Below are 23,959 nucleotides of genomic sequence, written 5' to 3'. Positions count from 1 at the left end.
TTCTAATCACGCTTTCGCGAAAGCGTACCCATTATTTCTTAATAAAAAGTAGTCCTAAGAATGTTAAGGCGCCATTCAAGATCAATATAAAGAAGCCAAATTCAAACCCAACCGTAGAAGCAAAAGCGCTTATAAAGTAGGCTAGGATAGGCGAAGCAATGGCAACGACAGGAACATACTTGTCGTTCACATTCCACTTTGTAAATAAGCCGAAGGCATAAAGTCCTAATAGCGGACCGTAAGTATATCCCGCAAACGTAAATAACTTTGCAATTACAGTAGCATCTGCAATCACATATTTGAAAATGATGATTACAAGTATAAGTACTATAGACATAGCGATATGTATGCGCTTGCGTATGGTAACTTGTTTAATTGCGTCGTATTTCTTTTCGATCTCTAGAATATCTATACTAAAGGAAGTGGTAAGTGAGGTAAGCGCGCTATCTGCACTTGAATATGCAGCTGCAATTAATCCTAGTAAGAAAACAATAGCGAGTCCTATTCCTAAGCCGCTATTTACAGCAATGGTAGGGAAGAGTTGGTCTTTGTGAGCATCGATTCCATTTTGAGAAGCATATACAGTGAGTAATAATCCTAGTGCTAAGAATACAAGATTTACAATGGTAAGCACTATGGTAAACCAGAACATATTTTTTTGTGCGTCTTCTAGATTGCGACAAGTAAGATTTTTTTGCATCATATCTTGATCAAGTCCTGTCATTACAATAGAAATAAAAGCTCCAGATAAGAATTGTTTTACAAAGAAGTCACCGCTTTTCCAATCGTCAAAAAAGAAAATCTGACTCATATCACTTTCAGAAATAAGATTGACTAAGGCACTTGCACTTAGTCCCATCTCGTCACTTACAAAGTAAATAGCAACACCTACTGCGATAAGCATAAAGAGTGTTTGCAAGGTATCTGTCCACACAATAGTTTTGATACCTGCTTTAAAGGTATATAACCAGATAAGCAGTATAGTGATCGTAACTGTAACAAAAAACGGAACACCCATCTCATCAAAAACGAGTAGTTGTAAAACGTTTGCTACTAAGTACAATCTAAAACTTGCACCTATAATTCTACTTAATAAAAAGAAGGAGGCTCCCGTTTTATAAGAGTATGTACCAAATCTTCCTTCAAGATAAGTATAAATAGAGGTAAGGTTGAGCTTATAGTAGAGAGGTAGGAGTACAAGACTTATGACTGCATAACCCACAGTGTAACCAAGTACGACTTGAAAGTAACTAAAGCTTGATGCCTCAATCCATCCAGGTACAGAAATAAAGGTAACTCCAGATAACGAAGCACCTATCATCCCAAAGGCAACTAGGTACCAAGGGGATTGCTTTCCAGCTTTAAAAAAGTCTGTGTTAGAATCTCCTCTACTTGTAAGGTAACTTATAAGCATTAAGATACCGAAGTATCCTCCAATGAGAAGTAAAATATGAATGGGTTGCATACATGAATCGTTAGGTCATACGAATATAACCTTTTGATAAATAATTGCAGATTGTAAGAATAAAATTATCTAGATAATTACTACCTACTACTCATAACGCAATGACTCTACTGGGTCAAGCTTAGCAGCTTTTATAGCAGGAAATAATCCGGATAGAATAGCAATAACAAAAGTTATAATTGTTGCCGCAATGATTGCTCCCCATGGAGTTGTAAATACAAATCCAGCAACAGAGGCTATTAGTGCTCCTATACTTATACCAAGTATGATTCCTAGAAGTCCGCCTAGTTGTCCAACGATAATTGCTTCATATAGAAACTGAGCGGCAATTACAGATTTTTTGGCACCCAGTGCTTTTCTTACACCTATCTCTCGTGTACGCTCCGTTACAGAAACGAGCATAATATTCATAAGGGCAATACATGAACCAAAAATGGTGATAATACTAATTACCCAGGCAGCAACACCTAGTACGCCTGTAATCTCACTAATCTGATTAATCAGGTCATCACTGCGTCCTATCCCAAAGTTATTCTCCTCTATAGGTGAGAGTCCGCGTATGTTTCTAAAGGTGAGAATAGCTTCTTCCTCAGCACTATCTATATATTCGGCATCTTCTACCATCACGCTCACATTATAATTAATGTTTGCTTGAGTATACATAGTTCTCGCCACTTGTATAGGGATAAGCACGCGTAAATCTTGATTGTTTCCAAAGGTGGCACCCTTTTCCTCAAGCATCCCGATTACGTTGAACTTAGTACCACGTACACTTATCGTTTTGCCTATGGGGTTGTCATCTTTAAAGATATTTTTATAAAAATCACTTCCTAGTATGCACACTCGTGTATTATTATCGATGTCAAAAGAAGTAAAGTTTCTTCCTTTTTCTAGCTTGAGTCCGGAGTTGTTTAAAAAGTTTTCATTCACACCCACCACACTTGCTTCTGGATCTGTTTTGTCACTTTCGTACTTCACCTCAGCACTTCGTGTTCCTTGAAAAGAGATAGCCGTAAGCGCAGTAGGGTAGTTATATTGTTCTGTAAATTCTTTTACTTGACGATAGCCTATAATCGGGTTAATGACTTGCTTCTCATCAGAGCGTCTAGAGGTAAACTCATAACGTTGTACATTGAACGTATTACTTCCCATACTTGCAAAATCTGAGCTTATTGTATTCTCAAGCGCCTTTACGAGACTCAGTATACCTACTAAAGCCGTAATTCCTATCGCTATAATAAAAACGGTTAAGACAGTTCTAAGAAGCTGACTTTTGATACTATCAAAGGCAATACGAAGATTCTCGCGGAAGAGTGAAAACATATTTTTAGATCAGAATTGGTTGGAACAATTTACAATAAGACTATCAAGTGGTCAAAACGTTACCATTATTTCTAGATTCTTTTCAGTTTTAGTTATAGGGAGCATCAAAAGTTTTGTGTATTTGCGAGCGTTTCCTCCCGCTTTCCGTTGCAATTCCTCAGCATGGCCAAGCCATTGCTTTCGGGATTTACACTACAATCGGGGCTAGAGAGCATTGTTTTTGCGTAGCGACTCACATGAGTAAAAGAGAATGAAATAAGAAGTCTTGTCAAAGTTTAAAAATCTTGCTCGCAACCCCTCATTTTTTAAGATATTTGTGCAATGCCGTTTGGTAATATTGGTAGTGGATTTGCAGGGATTTGACTGTAAACATCTTCTCAGCAATGATTAATATAAACAGTATTTGGTGCTTGTAAATCACATTTTCGCGAAAGCGTAAACAGATCATTCTCCTAAACAGTATTTCTCTATGAAGAGAGAGTCAGGGATGAAAGCAAGAGTAATAGCTTCTAGCATAAGTAAAATGTAGGTAATATTTTAATAGAATCAATCACCAGATTACCAAAATATAAACGTAAAGGATTAACGTCTAACATATAATATGAGTACAAAACCTTCTATACCTAAAGGAACCAGAGATTTTTCACCAGAAGAAGTTGCAAAACGCAGCTATATTATGAACACCATACGCACGCAGTTTCAGCGTTTTGGTTTTCAGCCTATCGAGACGCCTAGTTTTGAAAACAGCAGCACCTTGATGGGAAAGTACGGAGAAGAAGGTGACCGCTTGATATTTAAGATTCTTAATAGTGGTGACTATTTACGTAAGGTGAAGGATGACGCTTTCGCGAAAGCGGACTCAACGGCACTCACACCACAAATCTCAGAAAAAGCACTTCGTTATGATCTTACGGTACCTTTTGCGAGATACGTTGTACAACATCAAAATGATATTGTGTTCCCATTCAAGCGTTTCCAGATGCAACCCGTATGGAGAGCAGATCGCCCACAGAAAGGACGTTTCCGCGAGTTCTATCAGTGTGATGCAGATGTGGTAGGAAGTGATTCTCTATGGCAAGAAGTGGAGTTTGTACAGTTATATGATGCTGTTTTTACCGCATTAAAGCTAGAAGGAGTGACTATCAAAATGAACAACCGCAAGGTACTTTCTGGTATTGCAGAGGTGATAGGCGCAAGTGATAAACTCATAGATTTTACCGTAGCGCTAGATAAGCTTGACAAAATAGGAGAAGAGGGCGTAACTAAAGAAATGCTTGAAAAAGGCATTACTCAAGAGGCGATAGATAAAGTTGCACCGTTGTTTACACTATCTGGTTCTTTTGGAGATCAGCTAGGGACGCTTAAAACTCTCCTTTCAGATTCTGAGACGGGAATGGAAGGAATTAACGAACTTCTATTTATTAATGATGCTATAGAAAACTTAGGTCTACAAACCGCAACACTACAACTAGACGTAACACTAGCCCGCGGACTCAACTATTACACAGGAGCTATTTTTGAAGTAAGCGCTCCAGAAGGTGTAAAGATGGGAAGCATAGGTGGCGGTGGTCGCTATGCAGATCTTACAGGTATTTTTGGACTTAAAGATATGAGTGGTGTAGGGATCTCTTTTGGTCTAGATCGTATTTACCTTGTGATAGAAGAGTTAGGCTTATTTCCAGAAGAGGCCACAGAAGGTGTAAAAGTGTTTTTTGTAAACTTTGGAGATCAAGAAGCAAGCTATGCAATGCAAGCGATAAGCAAGCTACGCCAATCAGGAATCTCAGCCGAGTTATATCCAGATGCCGTGACGAGCAATAAGCAAATGAAAAAGCAAATGACCTATGCAAACCGTCGCAATATTCCGTTCTTGGTACTTGCAGGAAAAGAAGAGATGGATGCAAAACAATACACACTCAAAAATATGGCAGAAGGCTCGCAAGAGACAGTCGGGATTGATGGGTTAGTAGAAGCTTTGAAATAAAATTTTGTTTCCTCCAATCCTAAAGGGAGTAAAAATTATAATGAATAAACCGAGCCACCCTTCAGGGTAGGGGAAAGCTCGGATGAATTCTTTATTCCCCGACCCTAAAGGGAGTAAAAATTTCTAATTAATAAACCGAGCCACCCTTCAGGGATGGGGAAAGCTCGGCGATAGATTTTTATTTTCCCTAGCCCTAAAGGGAGTAAAAATTATAATGAATAAACCGAGCCACCCTTTAGGGACGGGGAAAGCTCGGCGATAAATTTTTTATTCTCCCAGCCCTAAAGGGACAAAAAATATAATGAATAAACCGAGCTACCCTTCAGGGATGGGGAAAGCTCGGTGACTAACGACTATTGACATAACACCTATGAACATCGATTTTAAAAAACTCCTTCCGCATATTCTAGTTCTACTTGGCTTTATAGTCGTGGCGCTGGTTTACTTCAATCCGGTGTTATCTGGGAAGCGCATTTATCAAAATGATATCAAGCTCTATGAAGGGATGGCAAAGCAACATCGTGACTTTAGAGCAGAGACGGGTGAGGAGACCTACTGGACTAATAGTGCCTTTGGAGGGATGCCTACCTACCAGATGGGAGCGAGGTTTGAGTATGATATGATGGATAAGTTGGACCGTTTGATTCGCTTCTTACCACGCCCAGCAGATTATCTTTTTCTTTATTTTATATCCTTTTATGCGTTAATGCTCGTGATGCGCGTTCCTTGGAAGCTCGCCGTAGTTGGTGCGCTTGCCTTTGGCCTGTCTACGTATCTCATTATCATTATAGGCGTAGGGCATAACTCAAAGGTGCACGCCATAGGGTATTTCCCGCTCGTACTTGCGGGTATCATACTCACGTATCAAAAAAGATATCTCTGGGGATTTTTACTCACTGCCGTTGCAATGGGGCTAGAAATTCAAGCAAATCACTACCAGATGACCTATTATCTAGGCTTGTTATGTGTGATTTTAGGGATTGCATACCTCATAGATGCTATCAAGAAAAAACAACTTCCACATTTCTTTAAAGCTTCGGGAATACTAGTAATTGCTGTACTATTAGGTCTCGCTACAAACGCAACCACCTTACTTGCTACTGCAGAGTATGCAGAGACAAGTATACGTGGCGAGCAATTATTAAAAGATGACCTTGCCAAAGACGCCGTAGAAGACGGTCTTGGGTTTGATTACATAACGCAGTGGAGTTATGGAAAGCTAGAATCCCTCAATCTCATTGCATCAGATTTTATGGGAACCGGTACCGCTGCCGATTTGGGTCGTGATTCCGCTTTCGCGAAAAAGCTAAGCGAGTTAGGAGTTCCTCCTAATGAAGTAAGTTACTATGCGCAAGGAACGAGATTGTACTGGGGAGAACAACCGTTTGTAGAAGCTCCTCCATACCTTGGAATAACTGTTTTTGCACTTGCATTATTAGGACTGTTTCTAGTAAATGGAAGATTGCGCTGGTGGTTACTAGCAGGTATGATTGTTTCCTTAGTACTGAGTTGGGGAAAGAACGTAGAAGGAATTACACGTTTCTTTATTGACTATGTGCCGTTGTACAATAAGTTTAGAGCGGTTACGAGTGTACAAGTGATTTTAGAATTACTGTTACCTATCGCTGCAATGGTAGGTTTACACAGATTTTTAAACGACCGAGTTGATCAAGCCGAAAAGCAAAAGAAGTTGCTCATCGCTATAGGTTCGCTAGCAGGTCTTTTTGTGATACTCTACCTTTTTAGCGGAAGCTTATTTAACCTACGCTCTGCCGCCGAAGGACAGATGGCCATCGAGCAACCAGAAATATTAAATGCCATAAAAGAAGATCGTCTCGCTGTATTAAAAAGTGATGTGTTGAGGTCTTTACTATTTGTACTTTTTATAGGAACCGCTCTGTGGTTAACGCTCAAGAAAAAGATTTCAGAAAACATTGCAATAATCACCATTGGTGCGCTTATAGTTTTTGACCTTGTAGGTGTAGATAGACGTTCTGTAAATGAAGAAAACTTCATCACCCAGCGACAATATGATCAAAACTTCCAGATTACTCCAGCAGATGAGGAGATGCTTAAGGATGATAGCTATTTCCGCGTGATTGATCTTGCTCGAGGATTTAATAATAGCCATACTTCGTACTATTTCAATTCGCTTAACGGCTATTCAGCTGTACAACCGCGTACGATTGATGATTTATACAATCAGCAGATTGCTCAGGGTAATGCTGAGGTGCTTAATATGTACAATGTAAAATACATCCTTCAAGACAGCGAGCAGGGTATGGGGATAAGCAAAAACCCAGAAGCAAACGGTCCAGCTTGGTTTGTAAATGAGATACAGTACGTACCAGATTATAATGCAGAGTTTGATGGTCTCGCTAAAGTAGATACAAAAAATACAGTACTCATCCGTGAAGAATATCGTGAGGAACTAGGAAACTTCCAGCCTCGTAGAGATAGCACAGCTGTGGTACAAACTAAAGAGGTACAGCCTAACAAACTCGTGTACCAAGTAGAAAATGGAAGCGATGGCTTTATGGTCTTTGCAGAGAACTATTACAAAAATGGATGGACTGCAACCGTAGATGGTGTAGAAACTACCATTTTACCAGTAAACTATGCCTTGAGAGGTATAAAGGTGACTGCAGGCGCTCACGAAGTGGTGATGACTTTTGAGCCACAAGTGGTAAAAACCGGAGGGATGATTATGCTAGGCAGTAGTTTATTACTTTTCTTACTAGTTGTGGGAGGAATATTCTACACGGTAAAAAACCGTGATACAGAAGCACAGGCTTAATGAATAACAAGGTACTCATCATCGCATATTATTGGCCACCCGCTGGTGGTCCTGGTGTGCAACGATGGCTCAAGTTTACAAAGTACCTACCAGAATTTGGCATAGAACCTATTGTTTACGTTCCAGAAAATCCTAGTTACCCTATCATAGATGATTCTTTGGTTGCTGAGGTTTCAGATAAGGTGACTATGATTAAACAACCTATTAAAGAACCTTATGGGTGGGCGAGTAAGCTTTCGCGAAAGCAAACTAAAACCATCTCATCGGGCATTTTACCTAAGGAAGGAAAGCAAAGCTTGTTACAAAAAGCGATGCTCTACGTGCGTGGAAACTTCTTTGTGCCAGACGCGAGAGTAGGTTGGGTAGCACCTTCTGTGGAGTACTTGAAAAAGTACGTCGAAGAAAACAATATTGAAAAAATCATCACTACAGGACCGCCGCACAGTCTACATCTCATAGGCAACCAACTTAAAAAATGGAAACCCAACCTTAATTGGTTAGCCGATTTTAGAGATCCGTGGACGACTATTGGGTATCACGATAAACTCCTAATGACCGCCAAAACAAAAGCGCGTCACAAGCAGTTAGAAAAGCAAGTACTCACCACTGCAGATCATATAATTGTAACCAGCCCAGGAACAAAAAGAGAGTTTCAATCGCTTACAGAAAGATCTATTACCGTTATCACAAATGGGTTTGATGATAGAGTAATCAATCCGCATCAACCTACAGAGCGGTTTATATTATCTCACATAGGTTCTTTACTCTCAGACCGCAATCCGCAGTTGTTGTGGAAGGTGTTGAGAGAATTAAGTGATGAGTTACCAGCTTTTTCTAGAGCGTTAGAAATACAGCTTGTAGGGAAAGTAAGTCAAGAAATCATTGACGCAATAATGGCAGCAGGTCTAGAGTCACAATTGAACCTTGTAGGTTATGTAAGTCATCAAGAAGCACAGCGATTACAAGAACAAGCAAATGCCTTGCTCCTCATAGAAATTAACGCCAATAAGACAAAAGGCATTATAGCCGGAAAACTTTTTGAATACCTAAGCGCACAGCGACCTATAGTCGCTATAGGTCCAAAGGGTGCAGACATAGGAGCTATTATAGAAAAAACAGCAACAGGCAGTTTTGTAGATTACAGTCAAGAGAAAAAGTTGAAATCAGTAATTAAAGAGTTATTTACTGGTGACTACAAGTATGCTAGTAATGAAAACGAAGTAACCAAATATCATAGGAGAGAACTCACAGCACAACTGAGTAATTTAATAGCGCAACTATAATATCATAACGTGGGAATTGTATTAAAACAATCTTTTCAGAATCTTATAACGACTTACTTAGGCTTTGGACTAGGAGCGGTAAATACGTTGTTTCTGTACGTGAATTTCATGAGCGATACGTATTATGGTTTAGTGAGCTTTATTCTTTCTACGGCTTTTATTTTAGTGCCGTTTCTAGCTTTTGGTGTTCAAAATACGATGGTAAAGTTTTATTCTTCTTTTGAAGGAGAAGATCAAGATCGCTTTATGAGTTGGATGCTCTTATTGCCATTATTCTTAATTATACCTCTTACTGGAATCACCTATTTCTTACATCAACAAATAGCAGACTTTCTTTCGTCAAAAAATGAGATTGTTGCTGGATATGTTTGGTATATCTTCATAATAGCCTTGTCTTCGGCATATTTTGAGATTTTCTTCTCTTGGTCTAAGGTGCAACTCAAAAGTACGTTTGGTAATTTTCTTAAGGAAGTTTTCCATCGCTTGGGAGTCACACTGCTACTCGTTTTACTAGCACTATCTGTTATTAATGTAGATACCTTTATAATTCTTATAGTTGCGATTTATATTGTAAGAATGATCATCATGATGGTGTATGCCTTCAAGCAGCGTAGGCCGGTAATCACATTTTCGCGAAAGCGTGCAAATACCACTTCAAAACTGGATGTACAGCGCTCTGCAATTGTCAAATATTCAACACTTATTATCATCGCAGGATCTGTGGCGACCTTACTTATAGATATCGATAAGTTTATGATAGGGAAATATGTGGCAATAGAGAATGTGGCTTACTATGCCGTTGCTATTTATATCGCTACGGTTATTGGTGTGCCTTCTAGAGCGATGCACCAGATTACATATCCTATGGTTGCAGAGATGCTCAATAAAAAGCAGTGGAGTGAGATGCGCGTACTTTATAAAAAGAGTAGTCTTAGCTTGCTGGTAATTTCTGGTTTGTTGTTTTTACTTATAGTCTGTAATATTAAAAGCTTGTACTTAATTGTGGGTCCAGAGTATGCCACTGGCTTGTATGTGGTGCTTTTTATAAGTGCTTCAAAATTATTAGATAATTGCCTGGGTATCAATAATGCCATCATTTTTAATAGCGACTATTATCGCATCGTGCTAGTAATAGGTGTGGTTGCCGTGATTGTAGCAATCATATTGAATATGATTTTAATCCCGGCATTAGGTATTAATGGTGCAGGAGTTGCTACGCTTATTGCTACAGTAGGATATTCTGTTGCTAAGCTTCTTGTAGTAAAATCTAAATTCAAGATGCAGCCATTTTCAAAAAATTCGCTTAAGACTTTTGGGCTAATTATAGGTGTGTTTTGTCTCTGTTATTTTTGGGATTTTAATATAAATCCGCTAGTAGCAATTGCTTTAAAAGGCTCGGTTATCACTATAGGATATCTATTGATTTCTTACGTATTCAAGTTATCCCAAGACATTAATACTGCCATGGATAAAGTACTTAACATCGTTAAAAAAAGAGGATAATTTATTCCATAGAAAAACCCCAGCCTGTAATGAAACAGACCGAGGCTTTAAAAAACCAACCAAAGTTATCGTTTAGTCATCGTCGGGATTATTCCTAACCTCTAAGACGCTTATTATTTTTAGTATTCACTTTTATTTTATTTGCTTTATAAGGTGCGTTGTTTCCGCGTGCAAATCTTGAAAGCTTCACAATACGGCCGCTTCTGTTGTAGATTACATGCATGTCACCTACACGAGCTAGTTTACCATTCTCGTAGCGAAGTGCAACAGTACCTATTTGATTTACTTTTCCTTTTCGGTTATAGTTTATCACATTACGGCCTACTTGATAGATGTCTCCACGACGATCATATTTTACAAAGCTGTTACCTCTGTATGGAAAACTCACTCCGTAAGTTGTACCTGGTGTACTTTGAGCATATCCTCTGCGACCTTGATTGCGAATCTGAAAACGTTCTCCAGTACGAGCAAAATCAAACTGCCCATTTATAAAAACTTCAAATTCAACACCACGTTCTGTAAATGTGATAGACTGTGGCTGATTGTAACGTTTCCCTTTTTCTATAGATAGATCGAGATCTGTCACTGTGTTTGCTTGTGCAGTCATTCCTCCTAGGAACAATACTGCGAGTAATAGCTTTTTCATATTAAAAGTATTAGGGTTTGTACGTTACCGTCTTTCGGTATGCGCTTGTTAGGTAGTTTGCAATCAGCGTGCCAAAAATGAAAAAATACTGTTATGTGCTGTATTCATAGGCGTTCACGCTTTCGCGAAAATGTGAAATGAATCATACATCTGCAACTTGTTGTGTACAGTGCGAAGACCTTCTTGTCGATTTTAAAGATTTACTCTCTTATGTTTTGGATATTTTAGTTCGTAACTAATCTCCTTTTTTGAACTATCTGATGGTGCAAGTTTTATTATCCATTCAAGCAAACCTGTATCCTTATCATAAGTTGCATCAGATGTTTCGATATCATCTACTTTGATTTCTTTGTTTTGAGATACAGGAACACGATCTACCATCTTTAGATTGATACCTGTACTTTTATTATTCTTCACCGTTGTTGAGTACGCCATATCGACAATGCGTTGCGAACCAATAAAAGAAGTTGACTTAAAATTATCAAGTTGTTTGCGCTTTACAATGATATTAGGATCTACGCCAAGTGATACAGATAACTCCTCTGTAGTCTCTAGCGGATTGATATAGGTCTTACCAGAAAAGCTACCTTCAAAGTAAATATTTGCTTCTCCAGGAAGTAAACTATAACGCACCCAGTCTTTTATAGAAGCTGTAAGAAATACATTTTCATTAATAGCAGGAGCGACAAAATATTCATAGGTTGCTGGCACCTCAAACTTGTCAATTTCTATAACTGTCACATCTCCATCGGAGTCAATTGAGTATTTCTTATTGATTTCAAAAGTAGTTGTTGTAATTCCTTCTGTTTTTTGATCACCTGTAGCCGTTGTGATACTACTTGCCCCGCGTATTCTAACTCCAACAGCTTTACCTTGTAAGGTCCTACTTATATCTTCAGATTCCACAGTAGTAACGGCATATGATTGTGTTCTCCTAGAGCTTGAGGTTGCATATGCAGTAACAACCACCTCTTCCAATGCATTATCTGCCTCTAGGTTTGCATTGATGATACTCGCATGAATGGGAATTTCAGTTGTATTGTACCCTACAAAAGAGAACTGTAACGTTTCTCCTTCGTTTACTTGCAGTGTGTACTTTCCATCAAAGTCAGTTTGCGTCCCGTTTGTTGTTCCTTTCACTACTACAGTTGCTCCTGGTAGTGGTCCATTAGTTTCAGTTACTATCCCTGTGATGGTTTTAATAGTTGGATTGTATTTATAGTTGTAGGCCTTTGTAGCATTACTATTATTACGGTAATTACGATTTACAAAGCGTAAGTATTTTGTGTCAATAGTTGGCTTAAGATTATTAGTGTTAGGATCTCCTGTTGATAATACAAGATTAACATCATCCCAGTCTATTCCTGTTTTTTGATATAAATGGGCTTTGTATGATAATTGTAAGGGAGCATCTGTTGCTATTGCTTTTAAGTCATATTCTGGATACCAGCCTGCTTCGCTTACATTATAGGTGATTTTAAGTTTTAAAGTCTCTCGCTGCTCACCGTTAAGTTTTAAGGTAATCTGACCTTTGCTTTTTTCTTCTGTGACATTAAACTCATTAAATTGCTTCGTGAGATCATTTACACGTCTCTGTAAGTTGGTTTTTTCAATTTCGGCATCGAGGATAGCATTTTTAATTTCGGTTACTCGTTTCCTGTAGTAGGTAGATAGTTCTTTGATTTTAGCTAAATCTATTTCGGTGGTGTTGCTACCTAGTCGTTGGTTGGATGTAATTACTTCCTCCTCTTTATGTAAACCACTCATGAGGCTATTGAGCTTGAGGATATCTGTCTCAAGTGTTGTTTTTAAACTACGCAGACTGTCTACTTTCTTCGTGTTAAGTTGTTCTGTGAGATAGTTAATTCCGAAATTAATAGAGAGTATCGAGGCATTTTTTAAGCCAGAAATCTGGATGCTACTTTCATCAATATCGTTCGAGAGGTTATTAAATATAAAGCTATTTGTTCCCTCTGTTACCATAACTTCAGCAGTACGCTCTATTTGTGCGCCGCTTAAGTAAACAGTTACTTTTGATAGGTTAGTACTTTTAGTTTGTGGTGGGGTAGAAGACGCTTTCGCGAAAGCATAACTCATAAAACATAAGGCGAGTAATAATATAGTTCTTTTCATTGGTGTGATTTTTATAGTTGGTCAAATCTATAAGTACACCAATGAAAATAAAATAGTTATTGAGTGAGTGGTTCATCTCAATGAGTGAACGAGCTATTGTGGCTGTTCATAATCTAAAAACTTACTCTTAAGCTCAGGAGTAGGAATCATGCAAGCATCTTTTTTACCAAACCACTTATAGCGATTGCGAGCAATAAAGTCATACACTGCGTTACGCAAGAACGTAGGAAGAATAAAAAATACTGCGAGTAAAGGCCACCCACCAGAAAGATGCTTTGCGATACGGAGTGCAGCCGTAGACTTTGCGACGGCACTTTGATCTGTAACGAGTATGATAGAATCTACTTTATCTAAATCTATATTGTGTTTTGCGGCAAGATTTTTACCCACTTCGCTTTGCAAAGGTGCATATCTAAACACATCATTTTTATCACGTTGTATGATGAAAGTGATGGCGCCGTTGCACAAGTTGCAAACTCCGTCAAAAAGGATGATTTTTTTATTTTGCATTCTTCTTCTTGCGTTGTACAAGTTCTAGTTGCTCCACAGAAACTTTTGTAGTAAACATTCCGTAATCTACAGTGGCTTTACCTTTTTCTATATTATCAATAACACCAACAGCCTTCCCGTCAAACATACGCACGCGATCTCCTTCTTTTAAAGTCACCTTTGGTTTTACAGCTTCTGGTTCTTTTTTCTTAGCCTCTTTCTTTTTCTCGCGTATTACTTGTACGTGTTTTTCGGCTTCCTTTTTAGTGGCTTGTTCTTTTGCTTTTTCGGCTTTTGCTTGTTTAGCACTTTGTTTTTTACGTTTGCTATTTTCTATCTGTACGATTTTCATAAACTCGTCCATGAGGTCGCGCTTTTTCTTATCGTGATAGAATTTTTTACTGATTCCATCTAGTTTTGTACCTAGATAAATCAAGCGCTGGTTGCTATCATACAGTTCCTGATAAGCCTCGAGCTTGCTTTGTACTTTCTCATTTATTTCGGCAAGCTGTTCTTTTTCTTTTGCCGCTTGTTGCTCTTTCGCTTTAAGCGAACTCGTAGTTTTTGAGAGTTTGCTGCGTTCCTTTTGTAGGTTTGCTATACTCTTGTCAAAACGTATTTTACCACGTTCTACTTTCTTCTTAGAGCGATTGATAAGCGAGTAGGGGATGCCATTTTTTTGTGCTACCTCAAAAGTAAAGGAGCTACCAGCTTCTCCCATATGTAGTTTAAAAAGCGGCTCAAGCGTGCGTGCGTCAAAAAGCATATTTGCATTTACAATCTCTGGCGTTTCATTTGCCATCATCTTGAGGTTTGCGTAGTGCGTGGTAATAATTCCAAAGGCCTCGCGCTCGTGAAAAACTTCTAGAAACGTCTCTGCCAGTGCTCCACCCAGCTCTGGATCTGATCCTGTACCAAATTCGTCAATGAGGATAAGCGTGTTTTTATCGCACTTCTTTAAGAAGTAATTCATGTTCTTAAGGCGATAACTATAGGTACTCAAGTGATTTTCTATACTCTGATTATCACCTATATCTGTGAGGATTTTATCAAATAAGCACATGCGTGAATACTCGTGTACAGGTATGAGCATCCCACTTTGTAACATTAATTGAAGTAATCCTACGGTTTTAAGTGTAATACTCTTTCCACCGGCGTTAGGTCCAGAAATCACAATAATTCGGCTTCCTTGATCTAGGTGAATATCTTGTGGGTAGGTTTTTTCTTTTTTCGCATTATTACTTAAAAGTAATAATGGATGATAGGCTTCTTTTATAGTGAGCTCTCGATCTGTAGTGATTTTAGGCAGTAAGCCATTCATCTTTTCGGCGTACTTCATTTTAGCCGCAATCAGATCAATATCACTGAGCAACTCTTGATATTCTTCAAAAAGCGGAATATAAGGTCGCATGCTATTTGTAAGCTCTTTGAGTATACGTTTTACCTCTTCGTCTTCTTCAAAAACTAAGTTATTAAGTTCTCTTTGTGCCTGCAATGTCGCTTCTGGCTGGATGTAGGTAATACTTCCAGTCTTTGAGCTTCCCATAATAGAACCTTTGACTTTACGTCTGTGCATTGCAGTAACAGCAAGCACGCGGACATTATCTACTATAGTTTCTCGTATATCATCTAGGTATCCATAACCAGCATATTGACCTAAAGCGCTAGCAAAACTAGAATTGATGCGTCCTTTGGTTTGATTTATAGCTCTACGTAATGTGCCCAGCGTAGGCGTTGCATCATCACGTACCTCACCGTATTTATCAATAATGCGCGTGATGGTATCAATAATATCTGTAGTATATTCTGTCTCTCTTACCGTATTATATAAAGTAGGGTAAAGCTCTTCAAATTTCTTAAAGAATTTGAGGTGAATATTTACAGTCTCAGAAATACTAGAAAGTTTTTTAAAACTTCCTTTTTCTAAGGTACTATCTTCAATAGCAAGATACTTTATTTCATGATCAAGGCTGTCAAAACCATGATTAGGGATCGCAGCATCTGCAGTACGTGAAGATAGATATTCATTAGTTTGATGAAGTCCAAAAATTGCCTGCTTAGGTGTAGGGTATGGCTCTATGGCTAGTGCCTTTGCCTTACCTTTTTCTGTAGTACAGCGCTCTGAGACTTGCTCACATACAGTATCAAACTCTAAATCTTGTAATGTTTTATTAGTGATCTTTATCATAGGGATCTCGCTTTCGCGAAAGCGTAATAGAGCCACAAACGACTCTTGTAATTATTTTCTTTTTCTATAGCTTTGGGTTGTCTAATAATAAGAACAAACTCCTTAACAAAAATACGGATAATGCACGTAAAAATAGAAGCAAGCTGGAAGCAAGAACTTAAGGAAGAATTTGATAAGCCATATTTTAAATCTCTTACAGATTTTGTAACACAGGAGTACCATACACATATCTGTTATCCACCCGGCGAAGAGATCTTTTCGGCTTTTGATCATTGTCCCTTTGATAAGGTTAAGGTGGTCATCATTGGTCAAGATCCTTATCATGGAGCAGGGCAGGCTAACGGATTATGTTTTTCTGTACAAGATGGAATTGCTCATCCACCGTCACTTAAAAACATTTTTAAAGAAATTGAGACAGACGTAGGAATTGAAACACCTGTATCTGGCAATCTTGATAGATGGGCAGCACAAGGCGCTTTACTTCTTAATGCAACGCTTACGGTACGAGCAGGTGAGGCTGGGTCACATCAAAAACAAGGCTGGGAGCAGTTTACAGATGTGGTGATAGATACGCTTTCGCGAAAACGTGAAAACATTATTTTCCTACTTTGGGGAGGATTTGCCAAAAGGAAAGGAAAGAAAATAGATGCTTCAAAACATTTTATACTACTCTCTGGGCATCCATCACCGCTAAGTGCAAATCGCGGTTACTGGTTCGGTAATAAGCACTTTAGTAAGGTAAATGAGATTTTATTGAGTAAAGGAGAGGCTCCCATTAAATGGTAGATTAAGACAAAAAAAACGACGCCGAAAATTTGAATTAGCTTTCAGCGCCGTTTACTTTAAAGGTTGAATGTTATTCTTCTTCTTCCTCTGCTTCAGGTTCAGCAACCTCATTACATGAAAATTGCAACAGCAGAAAATTGATAGCAATAAGGATTGCTATCACACTAAAAAAAATGGTCATTAGAAAAAATATGTAGTTTGTCCCTTATAGATGCTTATCTATGGGAATGGTTGCGTAGGGATGTAGTAAATATTATAGCGTTGCTTTAAAGAGACTCGCTTCAAGCTTGTTAGCAATCATTTTTAAATCTGATAGTCGAGATTGTATGCGCTCAATTTCTTTGTTTGTGATTTGCTCTTGAGACCAAGTGGTCATCGTGAGCCATTTCTGAATATCTTCTAGCTGCTGCTCATATCTATTAGCCAGCGTACGATCTATAGAAGGGATATTTTTAAAATCTGCAGAAACAGTATTGATAGTTTCTAGTACGATATTAATAGCCTCGTTATGTTCAGAAATAAAATCTTCTCTACCCGCAATTACAAAGCAACTCCAAGGTGTAGGAAAATCACCTAATCTCTTGAAGACTCCTTTATCTACAATAGGTTTTGTAGTAAAGTGTTCCCACATAAAATAATCTGCAGTACCTTCTGTAAGTGCTGTAATAGCGCCATCTAAGGTATTTATTACTTTAAATTTAAGTTCATCCGTATTCCATCCTCTTTGTTCTGCTTGAACATGAGCCATCACATGCGATCCAGAGCCATAACGGCTTATTGCACATACTTTGTCCTCAAGTTCTTCTATAGATTGTAATGTACTGCTGCCAGCAACGTGAACACCCCATTGCAGTGGAGAAGAAACAAATATTTGTAAAATTTTTGACGGATTACCATTTGCGATATCTTTAATGATTCCACCAGTTAAAATAACTGCAAGATCAATCTCGTTATCACGTAAAGCTTTATTCATAGCGCCTGTACCTTCTGGAAAATCTATCCACTGTACATGTACTCCTTGCTCAACAAACATTTCATCCTCTATTGCTAGATGCCATGGAAGGTTAAAATGTTCTGGTACTCCACCTATTCGTACTGTAGTCATATGCTTAATTGTGCTTCGCATTTAGATAGTCAAAAATAGCATATTGTGATCTAATTTTTGGTGTTTCTTTTTCTGCTTTCGCGAAAGCGTTATTCTCTTCTTTATTTTGAATACGAGCCTTGATATTATCTGAGAGCTGAATGTCAAAAATCTCTTTTAACTCCTTGCGACAATCTGCGTCCGTAATAGGAACAAGTACCTCAATACGTCTATCCAGATTTCTTGTCATCCAGTCTGCACTGCCCATAAAAAGTTGCTCATCGCCATCATGGTTAAACCAGTAAATGCGACCATGCTCAAGATATCTATCTAAAATTGAAGTCATATAGATATTCTCGCTCAGTCCTTTTACTCCAGGGATAAGAGCGGTAAAGCCGCGCACAAGCATTGTGATTTTTACTCCGGCTTGACTCGCTTTGTAGAGTAATTTAATCATATCCTTATCCTCAAGGCTATTCATTTTTATTTTGATCTCTGCGTGTTTTCCAGATTGAGCAAAATCAATCTCGTCATTGATGAGCTTTTCAAAAGTGCGTCGCGTGGTAAAAGGCGAGACCAATAAATGCTTGTTACGAGGTACAATGAGGTCTCCTTCTAGCACTTTAAACACACGGTTTAATTCTTTGCCCAGTTTCTTATCTGCCGAAAAGAATCCATGATCTGCATAGATTTTTGAGGTTTTTGCATTAAAGTTGCCCGTTCCTATGTAGATGTATCTTCTATTTTTTCCTTCCTCTCTGCGCTTTACAAGTAATATTTTTGAATGTACTTTGATGCGCGGGTAGCTATAAATAACAGTGGCTCCTTTTTCTTCAAAAGTGCGGCCCCATGTAATGTTATTCTCTTCATCAAAGCGAGCTTTTGCTTCTATAAAGATGAACACCTTTTTACCATTATCTAACGCCTTAAGAAGCGCCGAAGTAAGTGGAGATTCACTTGCAACACGATACAAGGATATCTTTATTTCTGTTACATCTTTATCCTCTGAGGCCTGCTCTATAAAACGCTCTACATAATGAAAAGACATAAAAGGAAAGTGTACGAGATGATCACGTTCTTTTAATACTTCAAAATAGTCTGTAGCTTTCTCGAGCGCATTATGTTTTATTAATGGTTGTTTTTTAAAATGTAGCTCAGGATTTTCTGTAGGATCCGGAAAAGCAAAAAAGTCATTAAAGTTGTGATAGCGACCGCCTGGCATCATATCAACTTTACCGACACGCACGAGCTTGCGCAATTTTTTTGCGTCATCTTTATCCATAGATGCATCATAAAGCAACCTTGTAGGCTGCCCTTTGTGGCGTCTCTTTAAGGATTCATAAATACGATCTGCAAGAATACCGTCAAGCTCATCATCTAGATATAACTCTGCATCTCTAGAGATTTTCACTTCAAAAATCCCACGTATTTCCTCATCAGGAAAAATAGTATCCATTTTATAATGAATAATATCATCTATAAAAGTAAGATAGTGCTCGCCATTATCTTTAAGTAGATGTACAAAACGATCTACTTTATGAGTAGGGATTGTGACAAATCCCACCTTTGAGTTATCTTTAAAGAGTACGTAAAAGTATAGTGACTGATCTTCTAGAAAAATATCATTCTTGGCCTTAAGGTCAACCTTTTTTACATCAAGATGTTCTCTTATGGTAGAAGTGTACCAGCCATCTGCAAGAATTTTATGCTTGTCTGTATAGGTTTTTGAAGTAAGTATGTGGATGTGATGCTTTTCAAGTTCTGGGATAATCACTTTTCTAAACGTGTGACCAAAACGTTGCTGCTGCTCATGCACCGTTGCTTTTATCTCTTTTACAATCTTATTAGGTTGTAATGATAATTGCTTTCTAATTTCTTTCTTAACTCTTTTGAGTTGGCGCAATTGTGACACGCGCACTCTAAAAAACTCATCTAGATTAGTAGAATATATCGCTAGAAATTTAAGACGCTCATACAGCGGATTATTCTCAACATCCTCGGCCTCTTGAAGTACTCGCTCGTTAAAACTAAGCCAGTTTAAATCTCTATGTCTAAAATTTTCATCGGTAAGTTTAATCATCTCAGGGTGTTTACTCAAATGTACAAAAGCACTACCCTGAAAGGATTAAGTCTATGTTAAAAGAGGAGCAATAAATGCTCCTCTTAAAGTAAATGATATTGACCTAAAGCGTATTAATCTTTAGTAATCGCGTCAAGTGTATACTGGATAAGAGCTTCGGTCTGCTCTGTAGGTTGCTCGCTAAATGTCATATTGGCTCTATTGGCAATAATACAATTAAGAGAAACGGCACGGTGTCCTAGTAATTTTGCAAGGCCATATATTCCAGAAGTTTCCATCTCAAGATTAGTAACCTTAAGTTCTTTGCTAGTTGCGCTTTCGCGAAAGCAAAAAGTTCCTAATTTGTCATTCATGGTAGCGTCAGTTGTTTTAAGTCTTAACACTCTTCCTTGCGGCCCATAGAATCCAATATTTGTAGCAGTAAATCCATCGACCATTTTATCTGAAGCAAATTTATCTGCAAGTTGCTCATCGCAAGCCACTACATAAGGATCACTTTTATCTGGTGCCCATGACATGTGCTCTATAAAAGCTTTTTGAATTGCTGGATGCTGTACGTGTTTACTATCATAAAAGTGGAGTAGGGCATCTAGTCCTATCGCATAGCGGCTCATTAAGAAAGAGTTTACAGGAATGTCTGCCTGGATAGAACCACTTGTACCTATACGTACAATATCTAAGCTAGTGTGCTCTTTATTTATCTCTCTTGTTTCTAAGTTTATATTAACTAGCGCATCAAGTTCATTGAGTACAATGTCGATGTTATCTGTGCCTATCCCAGTAGAAATAACAGTGATTTTTTTTCCTTTATAAGTTCCGGTGCTTGTTTTGAATTCGCGCTTTTGCGTGGTAAAACGCACACTGTCAAAATATTTTGTCACCGTATCTACACGGTCAGGATCTCCTACAGTTATTATGGTAGATGCTAGGTGTTCTGGTCTTAAATTTAGGTGGTAAATACTACCGTCTGGATTAAGTATAAGTTCTGATGGTGCTATTGCCATGTATTAAGCTTTTGTAAGTTGGTGGTTATCGTTGTTGTAAACATATTCATACTTTGATGCACCTCCTAATGTGCAGGGGTACTTCATTTCTTTAAAAACATTGTATGAATTGTCTAGAATGTTATTTGCTTTCTCTGTGAGGGTAAGACGACCTTCTGTGTCCGTAAAAAATGGAGACATGCGAGTTATCATTTTTTTGATTTGTATATCACCGTAGCCATAGTAACCTTGGTAGTTGAGCATATAACCACATAATTGATGTGGTGTTTTAATATCGTATTTTCTTATGAGTCTAAGCATATTTGTCTCTAGCGTATTGAGCCCTGTAATTACACTAGGAAAACGTTCTTTATGAGCGCTTATACAATTAGATAGATAGGTGAAATTAGAATCTTTGGCTCTTTTTGGATCCAACTTAAGAGGGTCTTTACCACAATATAGTCTCCATAAATCATCTGCAATAAAAAGGTCATGATTATTGAGTAGCACTTTATCATTATAATGACTCAGTAATTGTTTTTCAGATAATTGAGAGAGCGCAAATAAATCCTTTTCTCCAAATACCCTGCCACTGCATACTAGATAAACGTTTCCTTTATATCCACGAGATTTTATGAAACTTATGCAGGCGAGCATATTAATATGGCAGTAAAGATCATATTCAAACCACAATACAATCTCTTCATATTGATGAGCATCTGCAATAATCGCTAGCTGACTACCAAATTTCTCATCATAATCTCCTGCTTGGTCAGGGTAGTTGTTTTTAAAAAAATCAACACGTGTTTTTCTAAAAGCGCTACTCGTAAGATCTACTATGGTTTTTCCCTCACAAAGCATCTCTCTCCATACTGCATAATCACCTTCTATTTTCATAGTTAATAGGCGGTCATTAAGACTGTCACCATTAGTAACGTGTAACGTTTTCTTCATAATACGGAGGGATATTTTAAAATGGCAACAGTTTAAATAATAGATGTACTAGCCGCCTACACGTTTTGTTTTGAAGCCTTTTTCTTTTAAAAAGCTCATGATGCGATCTCTGTAATCGCCTTGAATGATGATACTTTCATTTTTAAAACTTCCTCCTACACCTAGTAAGACCTTAATCTCTTTAGCAAGGATTTTGAAGTCTGATGTTTCTCCAGTATAACCTTCAATTATTGTAATGGGTTTGCCTTTGCGTTTCTCATATTTACAAATGAGTGGGTCATTTTGAATCCAGAGCGTATCTTCTATGTCAAGATTTTCTATAGGATCTTTTTCCGGAGTGTGATCCGGAAAAAGATTCTTTAATTGATCGCCTAAGTCCATACTTATTCTTTAATCAATCCTATTTCTACAAGGCGCTGGTGTAAAAACTCTCCAGCTGTAATATCTTCAAAGGCTTTAGGGTGCTCTTCATTTACACACTCATCAAGACAGTTAAGTTTCATATCTGATCGTGGGTGCATAAAGAAAGGAATGCTGTAACGAGCCGTTCCCCATTCTTCTTTAGGTGGATTAGTTACACGGTGTATGGTAGAACGTAACTTATTATTAGTATGGCGCTCCAGCATGTCACCTACATTAATCACAAGCTCATCTTCGTTAGGGATAGCGTCTATCCACTCTCCATCTTTACGTAACACTTGAAGACCTCCAGCAGATGCTCCCATTAATAACGTAATCAAATTAATGTCTCCGTGTGCTCCTGCACGTACCGCTCCTTTAGGCTCTTCACTTATAGGTGGGTAATGAATAGGGCGCAAGATGCTATTTCCATTATTTGCCCAGTGATCAAAATAAAACTCATCAAGTCCTATATATAATGCAAGTGCTCTAAGTACATAAATACCTGTCTTTTCAAGCATACGATATGCTTCCATACCTTTTTCATTGAACTCAGGTAATTCTGCTACTTCAATGTTTTCTGGATATGCTTCGGCAAGGTTTGCGTCATCGTCTGCTTCTTGTCCAAAATGCCAAAATTCTTTTAAATCTCCTTCTTTCTTTCCTTTTGCATGTTCTTTACCAAAAGAAATGTAACCACGCTGGCCACCACCACCTTCTATTTCGTACTTTTTCTTAGTATCTTCAGGAAGGGCAAAAAAGCCTTTCACATTCTTATATAATCCGTCTACAAGTTGGTCATCTAGAAAGTGATTCTTCAGTGATACAAATCCTATGTCTTCATATGCAGAACCTATTTCTTGAACAAATTTTGCTTTACGATTAGGATCTTCACTTAAAAAATCTGCGAGATCTACACTTGGTATATTATTCATCTTTTCCTTCTTTAGGGTTGTGTTACGAAGATAAGAATTTTCTGTAGGTTTTATCAGTAGTTAATAGGGGTGAAGACGTGATTTTTTAGGGTTACGCTTTCGCGAAAGCGCACTCTTAAAAGTTTCCTCATAGTGTTAATAACTTTAATGAATAACTTAAATATTGTCGTATTACTATTAAATCATAGTTAAACTGAGCCTCATTTTTTTCAAAAGATGCGGTAAGCCCGTACCTTGAGGTCATGGAACAGATATTAGTAGCCGGTGCACATGGCACCACAGGAAAAAAAATAGTTAACTTATTAAAAGAATCTCAATATTTCAACCCGATTGCAATGGTGAGAAAAGAAGAGCAAAAGAGTTTCTTCGAATCACAAGGAGTTGATACGGTAATGGGAGATCTTGAAGAAGATGTATCACACGTATTTAACACCAACATAGATAAAGTATTATTTGCAGCAGGTTCTGGAGGAAAGAAAGTTGTAGAAGTGGATCAAGAGGGTGCAAAACGCCTTGTAGATGCTTCAAAGAAGAACAACATCAGAAAATTTGTGATGTTAAGCTCCATGGGAGCAGATAATCCGTCTGAAGCCGAAGACTTACAAGATTACTTGAAAGCAAAGCACAACGCAGATGAATATCTAAAAGGTAGTGGATTGAATTATGCTATTATAAGACCTGGAAGTCTTACAGATAACGAACTAACAAATAAAATCGAGCTTGCCGAAAAACTTAATAAAAGAGGTGAGATAAGCCGTAATGACGTTGCACAAACTTTAGTGCGTACATTAAATGATGATGTAGCTAATAAGTCAACATTTGAAATTATTAAAGGTGAAACAATCATTGCAGACGCTTTAAATAAAGTAGCCGTTCATTAATAAAATACGACCGACTAAAAAAAATGCGACTTCCATAGGGAAGGCG

The 23,959-nt window shown here is 38.0% G+C and carries 18 protein-coding genes; 6 read left to right on the top strand and 12 right to left on the bottom strand.

From position 1 onward, the window contains the following. Positions 1-31 precede the first annotated feature (31 nt). Together ACJJVW_RS00220 and ACJJVW_RS00215 are read right to left on the bottom strand one after the other, a co-directional pair. A complete protein-coding gene (locus ACJJVW_RS00220) occupies positions 32-1,465 on the bottom strand; it encodes a sodium:solute symporter (RefSeq protein ID WP_405250341.1) in 1,434 nt (477 codons plus the stop codon). Positions 1,466-1,552: 87 nt separating this feature from the next. Beyond that, entirely contained in the window at positions 1,553-2,788 is a 1,236-nt protein-coding gene (locus ACJJVW_RS00215) for an ABC transporter permease (protein WP_298327971.1), read from the bottom strand. A gap of 601 nt (positions 2,789-3,389) precedes the next feature. On the opposite strand from ACJJVW_RS00215, the gene hisS reads away from it, so the two are divergent. From hisS to ACJJVW_RS00195, 4 genes are all read left to right on the top strand, one after another. Then, complete coding sequence (gene hisS / locus ACJJVW_RS00210) at positions 3,390-4,772, top strand: histidine--tRNA ligase (RefSeq protein WP_405250340.1); 1,383 nt, start codon at positions 3,390-3,392, stop codon at positions 4,770-4,772. A gap of 370 nt (positions 4,773-5,142) precedes the next feature. Further along, positions 5,143-7,569: a YfhO family protein gene (locus ACJJVW_RS00205; protein WP_405250339.1), complete on the top strand. Its 2,427-nt coding sequence runs from the start codon at positions 5,143-5,145 to the stop codon at positions 7,567-7,569. Then, complete coding sequence (locus ACJJVW_RS00200) at positions 7,569-8,852, top strand: glycosyl transferase family 1 (protein WP_405250338.1); 1,284 nt, start codon at positions 7,569-7,571, stop codon at positions 8,850-8,852. Before ACJJVW_RS00205 ends, ACJJVW_RS00200 begins: the two co-directional genes overlap by 1 nt. Positions 8,853-8,861: 9 nt before the next feature. After that, a complete protein-coding gene (locus tag ACJJVW_RS00195; protein WP_405250337.1) occupies positions 8,862-10,355 on the top strand; it encodes a polysaccharide biosynthesis C-terminal domain-containing protein in 1,494 nt (497 codons plus the stop codon). A gap of 94 nt (positions 10,356-10,449) precedes the next feature. Here the strand turns inward: ACJJVW_RS00195 and ACJJVW_RS00190 are convergent, their stop codons facing one another. The 4 genes from ACJJVW_RS00190 to ACJJVW_RS00175 form a co-directional block, all read right to left on the bottom strand. Then, positions 10,450-11,001, bottom strand: a complete 552-nt coding sequence (locus ACJJVW_RS00190) for a hypothetical protein (RefSeq protein WP_405250336.1) — start codon at positions 10,999-11,001, stop codon at positions 10,450-10,452. Between the two features lie 192 nt (positions 11,002-11,193). After that, positions 11,194-13,134 carry a mucoidy inhibitor MuiA family protein gene (locus tag ACJJVW_RS00185; protein ID WP_405250335.1) on the bottom strand — a complete coding sequence of 647 codons (1,941 nt, stop codon included), beginning with the start codon at positions 13,132-13,134 and terminating at the stop codon, positions 11,194-11,196. A 93-nt stretch (positions 13,135-13,227) separates the two neighbouring features. Continuing rightward, complete coding sequence (locus ACJJVW_RS00180; RefSeq protein WP_405250334.1) at positions 13,228-13,644, bottom strand: thiol-disulfide oxidoreductase DCC family protein; 417 nt, start codon at positions 13,642-13,644, stop codon at positions 13,228-13,230. Then, entirely contained in the window at positions 13,634-15,811 is a 2,178-nt protein-coding gene (locus ACJJVW_RS00175) for an endonuclease MutS2 (protein WP_405250333.1), read from the bottom strand. The genes ACJJVW_RS00180 and ACJJVW_RS00175 overlap by 11 nt, the downstream gene beginning before the upstream one ends. Positions 15,812-15,931: 120 nt before the next feature. Here ACJJVW_RS00175 and ung point away from each other — a divergent pair, with 120 nt between their 5' ends. Continuing rightward, entirely contained in the window at positions 15,932-16,597 is a 666-nt protein-coding gene (gene ung / locus ACJJVW_RS00170) for a uracil-DNA glycosylase (RefSeq protein ID WP_405250332.1), read from the top strand. Positions 16,598-16,850: 253 nt separating this feature from the next. On the opposite strand, the gene ACJJVW_RS00165 is transcribed toward ung, so the two are convergent. From ACJJVW_RS00165 to ACJJVW_RS00140, 6 genes are all read right to left on the bottom strand, one after another. Then, a complete protein-coding gene (locus tag ACJJVW_RS00165) occupies positions 16,851-17,702 on the bottom strand; it encodes a substrate-binding domain-containing protein (protein WP_405250331.1) in 852 nt (283 codons plus the stop codon). Positions 17,703-17,706: 4 nt separating this feature from the next. Beyond that, positions 17,707-19,761: a polyphosphate kinase 1 gene (gene ppk1 / locus ACJJVW_RS00160; protein ID WP_405250330.1), complete on the bottom strand. Its 2,055-nt coding sequence runs from the start codon at positions 19,759-19,761 to the stop codon at positions 17,707-17,709. A 113-nt stretch (positions 19,762-19,874) separates the two neighbouring features. Next, positions 19,875-20,765 carry a nucleoside phosphorylase gene (locus tag ACJJVW_RS00155; protein WP_405250329.1) on the bottom strand — a complete coding sequence of 297 codons (891 nt, stop codon included), beginning with the start codon at positions 20,763-20,765 and terminating at the stop codon, positions 19,875-19,877. Between the two features lie 3 nt (positions 20,766-20,768). Beyond that, entirely contained in the window at positions 20,769-21,698 is a 930-nt protein-coding gene (locus ACJJVW_RS00150) for a DUF1835 domain-containing protein (protein WP_405250328.1), read from the bottom strand. Positions 21,699-21,746: 48 nt separating this feature from the next. After that, a complete protein-coding gene (locus tag ACJJVW_RS00145) occupies positions 21,747-22,079 on the bottom strand; it encodes a translation initiation factor (protein ID WP_013751998.1) in 333 nt (110 codons plus the stop codon). 2 nt (positions 22,080-22,081) lie between these two features. Further along, positions 22,082-23,032, bottom strand: a complete 951-nt coding sequence (locus tag ACJJVW_RS00140; RefSeq protein ID WP_405250327.1) for an isopenicillin N synthase family dioxygenase — start codon at positions 23,030-23,032, stop codon at positions 22,082-22,084. Positions 23,033-23,274: 242 nt separating this feature from the next. On the opposite strand from ACJJVW_RS00140, the gene ACJJVW_RS00135 reads away from it, so the two are divergent. After that, positions 23,275-23,913 carry an SDR family oxidoreductase gene (locus tag ACJJVW_RS00135; protein ID WP_405250326.1) on the top strand — a complete coding sequence of 213 codons (639 nt, stop codon included), beginning with the start codon at positions 23,275-23,277 and terminating at the stop codon, positions 23,911-23,913. Positions 23,914-23,959: the final 46 nt, after the last annotated feature.

The sequence above is a fragment of the Dokdonia sp. Asnod3-C12 genome, from assembly GCF_045063975.1.
GTDB lineage: Bacteria > Bacteroidota > Bacteroidia > Flavobacteriales > Flavobacteriaceae > Dokdonia.
This window is presented reverse-complemented; position numbering and strand designations above follow the sequence as displayed.